Annotated in this window: 10 protein-coding genes; 8 read left to right on the top strand and 2 right to left on the bottom strand. The window is 57.7% G+C overall.

Features of this window, described 5'->3' with window-relative positions:
* Positions 1–55 precede the first annotated feature (55 nt).
* The gene (locus J8I87_RS14870; protein WP_209932215.1) at positions 56–1,186 is read right to left on the bottom strand and encodes an MraY family glycosyltransferase; all 1,131 of its coding nucleotides are present in this window, start codon (positions 1,184–1,186) and stop codon (positions 56–58) included.
* 399 nt (positions 1,187–1,585) lie between these two features.
* Here J8I87_RS14870 and J8I87_RS14865 point away from each other — a divergent pair, with 399 nt between their 5' ends.
* From J8I87_RS14865 to J8I87_RS45990, 8 genes are all read left to right on the top strand, one after another.
* Entirely contained in the window at positions 1,586–2,779 is a 1,194-nt protein-coding gene (locus J8I87_RS14865; RefSeq protein ID WP_245253953.1) for a right-handed parallel beta-helix repeat-containing protein, read from the top strand.
* 65 nt (positions 2,780–2,844) lie between these two features.
* On the top strand, positions 2,845–5,091 hold the full coding sequence (locus tag J8I87_RS14860) for a polysaccharide biosynthesis tyrosine autokinase (RefSeq protein WP_280923074.1): 2,247 nt from the start codon (positions 2,845–2,847) through the stop codon (positions 5,089–5,091).
* A 79-nt stretch (positions 5,092–5,170) separates the two neighbouring features.
* Complete coding sequence (gene tviB / locus J8I87_RS14855) at positions 5,171–6,448, top strand: Vi polysaccharide biosynthesis UDP-N-acetylglucosamine C-6 dehydrogenase TviB (protein ID WP_209932212.1); 1,278 nt, start codon at positions 5,171–5,173, stop codon at positions 6,446–6,448.
* Positions 6,449–6,511: 63 nt separating this feature from the next.
* Positions 6,512–7,603, top strand: coding sequence for an SDR family oxidoreductase (locus J8I87_RS14850; protein ID WP_209932211.1), 1,092 nt, complete (start codon positions 6,512–6,514; stop codon positions 7,601–7,603).
* Between the two features lie 3 nt (positions 7,604–7,606).
* Positions 7,607–8,968 (top strand): murein biosynthesis integral membrane protein MurJ, encoded by a 1,362-nt coding sequence (gene murJ / locus J8I87_RS14845; RefSeq protein ID WP_209932210.1) that lies wholly within the window; start codon positions 7,607–7,609, stop codon positions 8,966–8,968.
* Positions 8,965–10,155: a glycosyltransferase family 4 protein gene (locus tag J8I87_RS14840; RefSeq protein ID WP_209932209.1), complete on the top strand. Its 1,191-nt coding sequence runs from the start codon at positions 8,965–8,967 to the stop codon at positions 10,153–10,155. The genes murJ and J8I87_RS14840 overlap by 4 nt, the downstream gene beginning before the upstream one ends.
* 84 nt (positions 10,156–10,239) lie before the next feature.
* Complete coding sequence (locus J8I87_RS14835; RefSeq protein WP_209932208.1) at positions 10,240–11,421, top strand: glycosyltransferase family 4 protein; 1,182 nt, start codon at positions 10,240–10,242, stop codon at positions 11,419–11,421.
* Positions 11,418–12,599: a glycosyltransferase gene (locus tag J8I87_RS45990; RefSeq protein ID WP_209932207.1), complete on the top strand. Its 1,182-nt coding sequence runs from the start codon at positions 11,418–11,420 to the stop codon at positions 12,597–12,599. The genes J8I87_RS14835 and J8I87_RS45990 overlap by 4 nt, the downstream gene beginning before the upstream one ends.
* A gap of 193 nt (positions 12,600–12,792) precedes the next feature.
* Here J8I87_RS45990 and J8I87_RS14825 read toward each other — a convergent pair whose 3' ends face one another.
* Positions 12,793–13,605, bottom strand: a complete 813-nt coding sequence (locus tag J8I87_RS14825) for a zinc ribbon domain-containing protein (protein WP_209932206.1) — start codon at positions 13,603–13,605, stop codon at positions 12,793–12,795.
* Between the last annotated feature and the right edge of the window lie 22 nt (positions 13,606–13,627).

Here is a 13,627-nt window from a genome sequence, read left to right as displayed (position 1 = left end):
AAAAAAGAAAAACGGCCGTGAAAACGGCCGCTTTTCTTTCGAGCGGTGATTCGGCTCAGTGCTGGTTCGTTTCCCCGGCCGTGGACGATTCGATCGAATGCCGCTGATTGGCGAATATCCAGCGCGGCGCCCTGAAGAGAACCAGGCTGCGATACAAGAGGAGATATGCTGCGACGAATCCGATCATCGATAGAAAGAGTACTGCCGGGTTTTTATAAAAGAACGTGGCCGGAACGATCCCGATCAACGACAGCGCCCATAGATAAATAGAGGTGCGCGCATTGCCGCGCTCCCGGGAGCCGCCCGTAATCCAGCTATGCCTCGTGACGCGCTTGTAGATGAGCGTATGCAGGTGCAAGTCGTCGGGTTGGCTCATCGCACGGCCCTTCAGGAAACGGCGTCGATAGATGGAGAACACCGTTTCGAAGATGGGATAGATAGCAACGCTGCCCGCATACCATGCGCACACATCGGGGTGCCTCGCGACAAGCAAGACGAGCAGTTCAGCGATGACGAAGCCGACGAAATAGGCGCCACCGTCACCGATGAATATGGATGCAACAGGGTAATTCCATACGACGAAACCAAGGATCGCACCGATCATCGTAAAGGCGACGCTCGTCACGAACCAGTCTCCCGTGTCGTGTGCGACGTATGCGATCGACGCGAAGATCAGAATTGAAATGCCCGACGACAAGCCGTTCATTCCGTCGATGATATTCATCGCGTTTGCGACGCCGGCCACATAGACGAATGTAAAAACCAACGCGAAAGGCGCGAATAGTAGTGCTTTATCGATGAGCGGCAGGTCGACCCTGATGATGACCGCGTTCAGCAACCAACTGCCAATGAGCGCGCCTGCGATGGCGCTGAGGAGTCTCACGCGTGGCGAAATGCGTTTGGTCATGTCCTCGAGCAGCCCGCTGGCAAATGGCGCCAGACTCGCCGCAAGCAGAAGCATGGTCTCTTCACGTGGATTGGTCCCGAACTTCGCGCCAAACGTGCAGGTGATACCAGCGGCAAGAATGATCGCCAGCCCACCTATACGAGGTATGGGATGGGAATGATTTTTTTGTACACCCTTGAGATCCCAGTCGAGAGAAAAGCGACCCAGTAGCGGCGTATATCGAACAATCAACAACGTGATCAGGAAAGAAGTCAAAAAGCTCAGCGTTAGATTGATCATGACATTCGCCTGGAGACCTGCTTGGTTTGAACTTCAGGGTGTCCGAGTCAGCATCGAAACAGGTGCAGCGGAACGATCTTTGTCGCTTGTCCTGGAGCCAGTCGTTTCATGCCCCTACTGCGGAAGCACGGGACCCTGTGAGGCTCCATGATAGGCAAGAAACCTTTGTCTACAAGAAGGAAAGTGCGGAGAAACGTGGACAATACCGCAGTCGAATTAATCTAACTTGCAAAAAATTCAAGAAATCTATTTGCGCAAGTTAATTATACGCAATCAGGGTGGATTCACCGGGCCCTATGTGGGACACCCAACACAAGCTTGGTGAAACTGCAGCGCGGGGAGAATTTTATGTTTTCACTATCGGGTACAGTACGTGTCAGCCTGTGACACTTGTCACTGATGGTTGTTATTTGGATTCGATTTCTTTCCTATTGCGCAATTTCGGTTTTGCTTAAGGAAACTAAAGACGTGCGCTCCGATAACTCGCAACAGCCATGCTGCTCGATCACGACCGCATCGGAACTGCCGTCGGCGTCCGCTGACGCAGCGGGCGATCGTGATTCATCGGTTTGCAGCGTGCGGCGAGGCCTGATGGCGGCAGCATGCGTTGCTTTCGTTCATCGCATCGCATCACCACGACTTGCGGGAGCCGCGGAGCAAGCACCGACAGCTGTTGTCATCGACAAGACGTTTAATGTGAAAGGCGACGGGCAGTCGAACGACCGAGCGAATCTGCAGAGAGCAATCGACCAGAGCGTTGGAAAAACTCTGCTTTTGACAGGGGCCAGCCGGATAGATGCGAGCGGTCTTCAATTGCGCAATGGAAGTCATTTGCGATTCGAACCCGGCGCATCACTCACACTGCTGCCCCACAACCAGGCCGCGTATCAGATGTTGCGTATCTGGGACGTACGGGATGTCGTGGTCGAGGGTGCGGTTCTGAATGGCAGCAAAGAGCTGAACGGTGCGCGGAACGATCCAGATCGTGATGGCTACGGCATGGGAATTTCGATCGCGGGAAGCTCGAATGTGACCCTCATCTCGCCCACCACCATCGGGTGCTGGGGAGATGGAATCTATATCGCGAATAGTTATGAGCGAAAGGGTCAGGTCTCGAGTCACATTACCGTGCGCGACCATCTGGCCTCAGATTGCCGCAGGCAGGGTGTCTCGCTCATCAGCGGTTCGAACATTCTGTTCGAGCGGCCGGTCTGGCAAAAGATTGGCGGAACGATGCCGTCGGCGGGCCTGGACATCGAGCCGAACAGCAATCTGGATCTGCTCGACAACATTCGCATCGTCGATCCCGTTACACGGCGCTGCCGTACGGGAATCCTGATGTATTTGCAGGCGTTGCCGGGCGTTCGTCCGAAGACGGTGAGCATCGAAATTACAGGACATCGCGACGAGCTGTCGGCGGTAGCGCCGCTGAACATATCAGGGCTCGAGCTGGAAGGAAACGTAGTGACTGGCACGATCAGGGTGAATTCATCCACGTGGGTCAGTTCTCGTGTGCCGCGAATGAGAAGCGAAAACTATGACGCGGCAAGAGGGCCGAAGATCATCATGGAAGGCCTGAAGATTATTAGTTGATCGATTGCATGTCGCGGTAATTCGACGTTCCCATCGCACCAATTCGCATTAGACAGGATTGAAAAATGCAAGCCGAACGCACATTAGAAAATGGACCGGCAGTAGAAGATCGCACTGGGGTTGCTGCAATACTCGATGCAATTATCGAGTATCGCACGATGGTTTTAATCTCTGTCGTCTCAGTCACCCTGCTGGGCTTCATCTACCTCATGTTCGCGCCGTCGATCTATGAGTCGAGCGTGCTCATCAAAGTCGAGGATTCGACGGGGCAGCCGCCTCGGCAGGACGGGAACGAACTGATAAACAACATTTCACCCGGTTTCGATGAACGATCGACCGCCGAGAGCGAGATCCAGGTAATTGGGTCCCGGCTGATCGTCTCGCGTGCCGTCGATGCGCTGCGGCTTTATATCGAGGCGAAACCCCATTATCTCGGCCCTGTCGGACAATGGTTCGCGCGACGCAACGACCAGTTGTCGACGCCTGGGCTCTTCGGGATGGGCGGCTACGTTTGGGGCACGGAATCGATCGCATTGGGTGATTTCGAAGTCCCAGACATGTTGCTTGGCGAAGACTACAGCGTGACTTCGCTCGGCGGACGCGACTATCTGCTGACGGGCACCAGCCTTCCTGACACTGGCGTCAAGGGCGAGGTCGGAAAGGTTCTCCGGTACGACACCACGCGCGGTCCCATCACGCTCGTCGTCACGAGGCTGAGCGGAAATGCTGGCGCACGCTTCGACGTGGTCAGGAACTCTCGTCAGCAGACGGTGGATCGGCTGCAAAAGAATCTGAAGATCAAGGAGCAAGGGTCCAAGTCCAGCGTGCTGAAAGTTTCGCTGGAGGGCAACGACGCGCGGCGCGAGACCGACACGATCAACGAGATCGGCCGCCAGTACGAGCAATGGAACGCGGCGCGCAAAGCGGTTATTGCCAAGAATTCGCTCGACTATCTGCAAAGCCAGTTGCCCACGATGGAAAGGCAAGTGCGCGAGGCGGAAGACGCGTACAACAACTACCGCAACGTGCATGGCTTGCTGGACATGAATGAAGAAGGGCGTCTTCTTCTCCAGCATAGCGCAGAGGCGACGACGCAGGTGCTGGAGTTGCAGCACAAGCGGGACGCACTCCTCGCTACCTATTCGCCGACGTATCCCGTTGTCGTTGCGATCAATGCGCAAATTGCTTCGACGCAGAAATTCATTGACGACCTCAACCGCAAGATCAAATCGATGCCGAGCGAGCAGCAAGGCGCGATGCGGCTCGAGCGTGATGTCAGAGTCAATACGAATCTGTACACGACTTTGCGCAACAACATCGAACAACTGAAGGTGATTCAGGCCGGCAAGGCGGGCTCCGCGCAACTGATTGACTGGGCGGACATCCCCGATCGGCCCGTCAAGCCCGTCAAGTGGCTCGTCATGATGGCTGCGGTATTTCTGGGCGGTTTCATCGGTATTGGACTTGCTGTCGGCCGAGACTACGTATTCCGCGGCGTGACCGATTCGAGGGAAATCGAAGCCCGTACTGGGCTCGGCGTCTTCGGCACCATCCCGCGAAGCATCGAGCAGGATCATCTGAACAGCAAACTGAAGACCAATAGTCGCGAGAACCTGTTGCTTGCATCCGTCTTTCCGAGAGATCCGTCGGTAGAAGCGCTGCGCATCGTACGGTCAGCACTGCAATTCGCGATGATCAGCGCGCGCAGCAACGTGGTGATGATGACCGGGCCGCTGCCGGGCGTCGGCAAGTCATTCGTTTCGGCGAACCTCGCGGCTTTGCTCGCGTCGGGTGGCAAGCGGGTTTTGCTGATCGACGGCGACCTGCGTAAGGGCCGGCTGCACCGTTACGTCGGCGTCCCTCCGGGACCAGGTCTCGCAGACGTGATAACGGGGAACATCGAACTGGAGGCGGCCATCTCCAGGAGTGTGACGCCGAAACTGGATCTGCTGCAAACGGGCAAATATCCGCCTGATCCTTCTGAGCTGGTCATGTCGCAGACGTTCCGGCAGATCATCGCGAAAGCTTCGGCCAGTTATGACGTAGTGGTGCTGGATGCGCCGCCCGTGCTGGTCGTCTCCGATGCGGGAATCATGGCGCCCGTGGCGGGATTGCTTTTCCTCGTCGCGAAGTTCGCGGATACCAGGGTCGGCGAACTTCAGGAAAGCATGAAACGGCTGGCGCAGACGGGGGCCCGGGTCAATGGCGTACTCCTGAATAGCACCAATATGCACACGATGGATTACGCGATGGCTCGACGCTACGGAAGTCGCTCCTATCTCACCTACGACTACCAGTCGGATTCGAAATAGGTTACGGCGAGGCTGCGCGGGCCGTGCGTGCAACCGTGCTTTCGCCGATAACGCATACAACGTCTAACAGGAGATGGTCATGAACAGCCTTGAAGAACTGCGCCTTGCCGTTGTCGGACTGGGCTACGTTGGGCTGCCACTGGCGGTTGAGTTTGGGAAGAAGCGCAACGTAACGGGGTTCGACATCAACCGTTCGCGCATCTCCGCGCTCAAGGAGGGACACGACAAGACACTCGAAGTCAGCAATGAAGAGCTGGCCGAGGCTAAGGGTCTGACCTGCACGTGTGACGCGAATGATCTTCGTGAGTGCAATGTCTTCATCGCGACGGTGCCGACACCGATCGACAGGTTCAAGCGTCCCGACTTCTCGCCTCTGGTGAGCGCGACAGAGACGATCGCGTCGGTATTGAAGCCAGGCGATATCGTCATCTATGAATCCACCGTGTATCCGGGCGCGACGGAAGATGTCTGTGTGCCCCGGCTGGAAGCCATTTCAGGGCTCAAATACAACGTCGACTTCTATCTCGGCTACAGCCCGGAGCGGATCAATCCGGGCGACAAGGCGCATCGCGTGACAGACATCAAGAAAGTCACGTCGGGCTCGACGCCGGAAGTCGCGGACCTGGTCGATTCGCTGTATCGGGAAATCATCACGGCGGGCACACACAAGGCCAGCAGCATCCGTGTTGCGGAAGCGGCCAAGGTCATCGAGAACACGCAGCGCGATCTCAACATTGCGCTGGTCAACGAACTGGCGATCATCTTCAACCGTCTCGGCATCGACACGGAGTCGGTTCTCCAGGCTGCGGGCACCAAATGGAATTTCTTGCCATTCCGCCCGGGTCTCGTAGGCGGTCACTGCATCGGCGTGGACCCGTACTATCTGACGCATATGGCGCAGTCGATCGGTTACCACCCTGAGATCATCCTTGCGGGCCGGCGACTCAACGACAGCATGGGCGAGTACGTCGTCGCGCAACTGATCAGGGCGTTGACGCAGCATGACATTCACATCCCGGGTGCGCGCACGCTCGTGATGGGTCTTTCGTTCAAGGAGAACTGCCCCGATCTTCGCAACTCGCGCGTTATCGATATCGTGACGGGCCTGAAGTCCTATGGCGTCAACGTCGATGTTTACGACCCGTGGGTGTCGAAAGAAGAGGCACGGCATGAATATGGACTGGAACTGATCGATGAACCGCCGACAGGCGTATATGACGCAATGCTGGTTGCCGTTGCGCATCGGCAATTCATCGAATGGGGCGCAGAAAAGCTCAGGACGTTCGGCAAATCGAGAAACGTTCTGTACGACCTGAAATATGTTCTGCCACAGGAAGCAAGCGATTTGCGCCTGTAGGCACTCCCGTCGACGTCGCGCGGTATGTCGCGCGGTAGTCTATTTCGAGCCGGAGATTTATTCATGCCAACCAGTTACGAACGCATACGATGTGAAATGGCGCTGCGCCCCCGGACATGGCTGATTACGGGGGTGGCGGGATTTATCGGTTCGAACCTTCTGGAAACACTGCTTTTGCTTGGACAGCGTGTAGTCGGGCTGGACAACTTTTCAACGGGACGCCGGGAGAATCTCGACGAGGTACGCTCACTCGTCGGCCCGGCTGCGTGGCAGCACTTTACTTTCATCGAAGGCGATATTCGCCGTCTCGACGATTGCCGTTACGCGGTGCAGTCGGTCGAGCATGTTCTGCACCAGGCAGCGCTTGGATCGGTGCCTCGATCCGTGCAGGACCCGATTGCGACGAACGAAGTCAACATCGGCGGTTTCCTCAATATGCTGGTCGCTGCGCGGGACGCGAATCTGTCGAGTTTCACCTATGCAGCGTCGAGTTCGACCTATGGCGATCACCAGGGCTTGCCGAAGACCGAGGATCGTATTGGACGCCCGCTGTCGCCTTACGCGGTCACCAAGTACGTGAACGAGCTTTATGCTTCGGCGTTCGCGCGCAACTATGGTTTTCGCGCGATCGGACTGCGCTACTTCAATGTGTTCGGCCGTCGGCAAGATCCGAACGGACCCTATGCGGCCGTTATTCCGCGCTGGACATCCGCCCTCATCAACGGTGACGAGGTCGTGATCAACGGAGACGGGGAATCGAGTCGCGACTTCTGCTATGTGGATAACGCCGTGCAGGCGAATCTGCTCGCCGCGTTTTCCGACGCCGCTTGCCGCGACCAGGTGTACAACGTCGCCGTCGGCGAGCGCACGACGCTGAATCAGCTCTACACGTATCTTCGCGCTTCGCTGGGCAATCTCGGCGTCACGTTGCGCGAGACGGGCCCGGTGCATGGACCGATGCGCGCTGGCGATATCCGCCACTCGCTCGCCAGCGTTAAAAAGGCCGAGAAGCTTCTTGGATATCATCAGCCCGTGACGCTATTGCAAGGGCTCGCGATCGCGATGCCGTGGTATCTGGACCTCTTTGCAAAGGGAAAGACGCTGGCAGCCGGGAGAAACGACGTCGCGCTAGAGGCCCCGGCCAGCGGGAGATGAGGGATGATCTCGCAACTCGCTGAATGGCGAAGTCGTCTACCAAAAGTTCATCCCGATCATCTACGCATTGCGCGCGGCGCGGCCAGAATTTCGGTCTTTGTGCTACTGGGAAGATGCGCCGGCGCGTTCAAGGAAATGGCAGTCGCCTACCGGTTCGGCACGGGAGGGATTGTCGATGCGTACCAGCTGACGCTTGCGCTCGTCAGCTGGTTGCCCGTGGCTGTCCTCACGGTCTTTGGCATTGTTTTGATCCCGGTATTCGTTGAACTGCGCCAACAACCGGAGGAGGCACAGGCACGCTTTCTCGGAGAACTCGAGGCATGGGTAATCGCGGTCGGTGTTGGATTCGCGATTCTCCTTTACCTGTGCTGGCCATTTGCGACCCATTTGTTCGCCGGAAATCTTTCGCCCGAGACGATCGGTTTTTGTCGCTATATGGTCACCTTCATGGCGCCGCTTGGCATTCTCATGCTGGCGTCGGGCATGTATGCCGCGCGGCTGCAGTCGAGAGAACGTCACATCAATACGCTGCTCGAGGGGCTTCCCGCCGTTTTCGTACTGACTTTCGTGTTGTCTTCGCATGAGCGCGTTGGAACGTATGCACTCGTCTGGGGGACGATAGGCGGGTACATCTTGCAGACTGTGCTGGTGCGCCTGATGTTATGGCGACTGGACCCGATTCCAGTCAGGCTCAGGCTGACGACCAAGGCGCCCGAATGGCGTCGTGTCCTTGTTTCGGCTCGTGTGCTGGCAGTCGGTCAACTGATGATGTGTTGCACGCCGATATTCGATCAGTTCATGGCTGTGGGCTTCGGTGACGGTGCCGTCGCGACGCTCGGCTATGCGAACAGGGTGCTGTCGCTTTTGCTGAGCATGGGTGCGCTCGCCATCGGCCAGGCGACACTGCCTGTCTTTTCAGACATCGTTCACTCGGGAGACCCTGGCCACGCACGCCGGACGGCTGTCAGATGGACGATCCTGATGTTCATATCGGGCACCGTTGTGGCGCTTTTCGCCGCTTTACTCGCGCCGACCTTGATCGCACTCGCATTTCAGCGAGGTGCATTTACGGCCAGTGATACGGAAGCCGTCGCACATCTTTTCCGCTGGGGACAGATACAGGTTCCGTTCTATTTTTCCAGTCTCGTTCTTCTGACGCTTTCTGCAAGCGCTGGTCGCTACAGACAGATGTCGGCCATAGCGTTATCGGGGGTCGCCGCCAAAGTACTCGGCAATGTGCTGTTCACTCACTGGCTAGGCATAGCGGGCATTCTGGTCGGAACAGCACTCATGCACGCGACGACTCTGATTATCTACGTGCGGTACGCATATACGTGGTCTTTGTCCGCGAAGAGGGCTTCATGAAGATTATGTTGCTTGTCAGCTCGATGGGTAGCGGGGGCGCCGAACGCGTTGCATCGACACTCGTCAACGCGTGGGCGAAGCGCGGACACTCCGTCGATCTGGTTGCGACTTTCAGCGGGCGCGGTTCCTGTTTTTATACGCTCGCGGATGAAGTGCGGCTTGTGTTTCTTGCCGACCACGTCAAAAGCGAGACGGGCGGACGAGGAGGCTATCTTGCGCGATTTGGAGCGCTGCGCCGTCTGATCGGTCAGAGGCGGCCGGACGTAGTCATATCGTTCCTGACCAACGTGAATGTCGCGGCCATCGTCGCATGTGCAGGCCTGCGAGTGCCCGTTGTCGTCTGCGAACACAATAACCCCGCAGTGGATGGACGGTCCGCGTTCTGGCGCCTTGCCACCCGGCTGATCTATCCGTTTGCCGATGCCGCGACCGTGTTGACAGAGAGTGCCGTGACGCCGTTTCGGCGCATGGTGCCCGGCGTTCGTCAGCTCTTCGTGCTTCCCAATCTGCTTCCTGATGAAATATTCGCGGTCAGGAAACCTGATGCTTTGGCCGCCCAGATGGAAGGCGTGGCGAACACGGCGACAGACAACGCTCGTAAGCGCCTCGTGGCGGTGGGGCGTTTGCACGAACAGAAGCAGTTCAACGTGCTGATCGAGGCGTTTGCTGCGCTCGCTGGGTCCTTCAAGGAGTGGGATCTTTGGATCTGGGGTGATGGTCCGGAACGGGCACGTCTTGAAGCGCTCGTCTCGTCATTGAACATGAGCGACCGGATCTTCATGCCTGGCAAGACGGCATCACCATGGACGGAAATGATCTCCTCCGACGCATTCGCCTTGCCGTCGAAGTTCGAGGGACTGCCGATGGCGCTGATGGAGGCGATGGCGCTCGGCGTTGCTTCGATTGCGTTCGACTGTCCGTCAGGACCTCGCGAGATCACCCGCGACGGCCGCGACGGGATGCTGATTCCGCCCAACGATGTTCAATCGTTCAGGGAGGGACTCAGTCGGCTGCTCGCCGATGACGGCCTGCGTGAACGCCTCGGGCAAAGCGCAGCACGTTCGATCAAGGAACGATACTCGATCGAGCGGGTACTCGATCACTGGAACGAAATACTGCTGTCGATCGGCGTCGCGCCGTCCGGCGTGCCTGGTGGCAAAAGCGATGCCGTGCGCGAGTATGTTTGACGCAAAGAGAAAACGAAATAGATATCCCTGTCGGAAAAGCAGAATGGGACCTGGCTGGAGCCCGTGCACACGCAAGGAGTAGTCATGAGCAAGATCGTATTGTTTGCGAACACAGACTGGTATCTCTACAATTTCCGCCTTTCTCTGGCTCATGCGTTGCGGGACGCGGGTAACGAGGTCATTCTTCTTTCACCACCGGGAAACTATGGCGCGGAGTTGATTTCGCTCGGATACAAATGGATACCCGTGCCGATGAATCGGCGCAGCCTGAACCCTTTGCGTGAACTCTCCCTCGTCATATGGCTTGCGCGGCTGCTACGCAACGAGCAGCCCGATCTCGTGCACGGCTTCACCATCAAATGTGCAGTCTACGGCTCGCTTTCCGCACGTCTTGCGGGAGTGAGGGCACGTGTGAATGCCATTGCGGGAATGGGCTATGTGTTCTCGAGCCTCGACATGAAAGCACGTGTGTTGAGGCCGATCGTTCGCAGCGTGATGCGGTTCGCGTTGCGCGGACAGTCCAGCGCGGTGATACTTCAAAACCCGGACGATTACACGATTTTCCGCGACGCGAATATCGTGGACGAAAACGCTATTCGGCTTATCAAAGGTTCCGGCGTCAATATCGAGCGGTTCAAGCCTAAAGACGACGAGTGTGCGTCGCAAAACGACGAACCATTGCGCGTAGTACTGGCGGGCAGACTGCTGTGGGACAAAGGGATTGCAGAGTACATCGAGGCAAGCCGGATTCTGAAGAAGGAAGGTCGCAGCGTTCGTTTCATTCTGGCTGGCGCACCGGACTCTGGAAATCCGGCATCCATCGACGAGGCTTCGCTGCAAGGCTGGATTAGTGAAGGACTTGTCGAATGGCGTGGCCACGTGCAGGATATGCCCGGGCTCTACGCGGGATGCGACGTCGCGGTGTTACCCAGTTACCGTGAGGGCTTGCCGAAGTCGATGATCGAGGCGGCCGCGTGCGGACTGCCGCTCGTCATCACCGATGCGCCGGGGTGTCGCGAGGTGGTTAGTGTGAACGGGCAAGACGGCCTCGTGGTGCCCGTGCGCGACAGCCGCGCACTCGCGAACGCAATCCGTCTTCTCGACGAGGACCGTTCGCTAGCCCGGAAGCTCGGTATGGCCGCGCGGCAGAAAGTACTGGCGGAGTTCGACGAACGGATCGTCATTACGCGCACGCTCGGTGTGTACCGGGAACTGCTCGAGTCCGAGTGGGTATCCGTCGCGGCGACGGAGGGCACGGCACAGTGAAGATCGTCCATGTCATCACGGATCTCGCGGTCGGCGGCGCGGAGACCTCGCTGGTCCGCCTGATCCGGGCCGGCCGGCATGAAGGCGTGCAGCATGCGGTGATTTCCTTGTCGTCTCAAGCGCCGCTTGCCGACGTCCTCGCGCAAGAAGGCATTGAAGTCCGCGTGCTGGGAATGGAGCGTGATCGGACGCGAGCGAGAAGCATCTTGCAACTGGTCAAGTGGCTGGACGAACTCCAGCCCGATGTCGTGCAAACGTGGATGTATCACGCCGATCTGCTGGCGGGAATGTGCGTCTATGCAGCCCAGTTGTTGCGGCGCGTGCGCGGAAGCAGTCTGCCTCGACCGGTGCTTTCATGGGGCATTCATCACACCGACTTGCGACTGAAGGGTAGTAGCAGGAGTACTCGCTGGATCGCGAAGGCGTGTGCGTTCTTGTCGTCGAAAGTACCCGACGTCATCGTGTGCTGTGCTGAAGCGGCGAGATCTTCGCATTCGGAAGGTGGATACTGTGGCAGCAAGATGATCGTTATTCCCAACGGGATCGATCTTGCGCAGTTTCGAACCGACGAGCACGCTGCGAGCGCATTGCGCCGCCGGCTGGGACTTCCTGAATCAACGGCACTTGTCGGGACGGTCGGCCGCTATCACCCAGTCAAAGACTACGGGACATTTAGCGAAGCGCTTCGCGTGCTTCACAAGACGATGCCCGAATGTCACTTCATCATGGTCGGTCGTGGGTTGGAGGCCAGTAATGAAGAACTCGTTTCGCTTCTGAAGACCTCCGGTGTCCTGGACAGATGTCATCTGCTTGGTCCGCAAAGTGAACCACAAGCGTTGCTTGCGGGGCTGGATGTCTTTTGTCTGTCTTCGAAAAGTGAAGCTCTGCCGACGGTGATCGCCGAGGCGATGGCGTGTCAGGTGCCCTGCGTCGCGACCAATGTCGGGGACACGGCATATCTGATTGGTGAAACAGGACGTCTCGTGCCGCCGGAACGCCCGCAGGAATTGGGACAGGCACTTGCAGCGGTGCTCGCGATTCCTTCAACTGAACGAGGGCAGTTGGGCAAGGCCGCAAGACATCGCGTAGAGCAGCTTTTCTCGATCGAGAGAAGCTGGAAGAGTTACCAGCAGGTGTATCGGAACGCGCTCAAGGAGCGGCGGCGCGCGACCGTCTAAAACATGGCCATTGCTTTCCGGAAGATGGGCTGGCGCTCACCTTCCGGATACGTCGATGCATGGGCGATGCCCATGCGGCAGCCCGGCCGCACAATTTGAGTATGGTTGTTAGGAAAACGACACCTTACTCAATCGTCAGATGCACGTAATGGTTTTGTCCCCAGATCCTTGCGTTGCCATTACTGGGAAAGACTCAGTTATTCCAACCGTGTTCAAGAATTGCCCGTTCCAGTGCATCGGGATTAGTCGTGTCGGAGAAAATGGACGGGTGCGGCTCGACTAGCTGCTCCCCGGAATCAACATTTGTCGAGTAGGTGGCTTGCGACGCAATATTGCCCGCCTCCGACACTGCTGAGGCGCTTCTGTGTGCTCGCAGGTTCTCGTTAGACATGCCATTGCGCGCCGTATCGTCGCGGCCATCCGTGGTATCGCTTGTCTGAACGACGGTGCTTGTCGTAAGGGTAGCGTCACCGTTGCGTCCAGAGGTTGCGATCGATGCGTCGATTTCGTGTAGCGTCTTCGCTGTCAGGTAGCCGTCAGACGCCATTGGCGCGTTATCGATGGATTCGTGCGCCACGGGGGCGGGCGGTACTTCAAACGCCAGACGATTGGCGATCCGGGTCGTGCATAAGAGGTAGGTGAAGGCTCCTGTCACCGCGCTTACCGCGATGCAGATAGCCAGTGTCGTTCTTATCGTGAACGTCGTGTTGGAGAGGCGTCTGGAGCGAAGGGGGGCGGGCCGGTTGTGATTTGGCGCCAGGCGATGTTCGTCCCGTTCGACCTCGCGTAATGCCGTCCCGGGCGCTTTCGCAATGCGTATTTCCGTGCCGCGTGGAGAACGCGTTTGAACGGACGCTGGATCGGCGCCTGGAAGGAAGGCGCCGCAAACGGAGCAATAGCGATAGTCGCGCGCAACTGCATTGCCGCAGCGCGGGCATTTTGTGGGATCAATCCGCCGAATGAAGGCGAGGCCTCTGTCTATTGGAGTCTTCCCGATCAATTGCATAATCAGCTTACCAGGTGATCGT

Source organism: Paraburkholderia sp. LEh10, from assembly GCF_017814945.1.
Classification (GTDB): Bacteria; Pseudomonadota; Gammaproteobacteria; order Burkholderiales; family Burkholderiaceae; genus Paraburkholderia.
Note: the sequence above shows the minus strand (reverse complement) of the source record. Positions and strands in the feature narration are given on the sequence as shown.

What these genes read in the sequence shown, in the direction of transcription:
- J8I87_RS14870 (WP_209932215.1), bottom strand. Translation starts at nt 1,186, where the DNA reads ATGATCAATCTAACGCTGAGCTTTTTGACTTCTTTCCTGATCACGTTG.
- J8I87_RS14865 (WP_245253953.1), top strand. Translation starts at nt 1,586, where the DNA reads ATGGTTGTTATTTGGATTCGATTTCTTTCCTATTGCGCAATTTCGGTT.
- J8I87_RS14860 (WP_280923074.1), top strand. Translation starts at nt 2,845, where the DNA reads ATGCAAGCCGAACGCACATTAGAAAATGGACCGGCAGTAGAAGATCGC.
- tviB (WP_209932212.1), top strand. Translation starts at nt 5,171, where the DNA reads ATGAACAGCCTTGAAGAACTGCGCCTTGCCGTTGTCGGACTGGGCTAC.
- J8I87_RS14850 (WP_209932211.1), top strand. Translation starts at nt 6,512, where the DNA reads ATGCCAACCAGTTACGAACGCATACGATGTGAAATGGCGCTGCGCCCC.
- murJ (WP_209932210.1), top strand. Translation starts at nt 7,607, where the DNA reads ATGATCTCGCAACTCGCTGAATGGCGAAGTCGTCTACCAAAAGTTCAT.
- J8I87_RS14840 (WP_209932209.1), top strand. Translation starts at nt 8,965, where the DNA reads ATGAAGATTATGTTGCTTGTCAGCTCGATGGGTAGCGGGGGCGCCGAA.
- J8I87_RS14835 (WP_209932208.1), top strand. Translation starts at nt 10,240, where the DNA reads ATGAGCAAGATCGTATTGTTTGCGAACACAGACTGGTATCTCTACAAT.
- J8I87_RS14825 (WP_209932206.1), bottom strand. Translation starts at nt 13,605, where the DNA reads ATGCAATTGATCGGGAAGACTCCAATAGACAGAGGCCTCGCCTTCATT.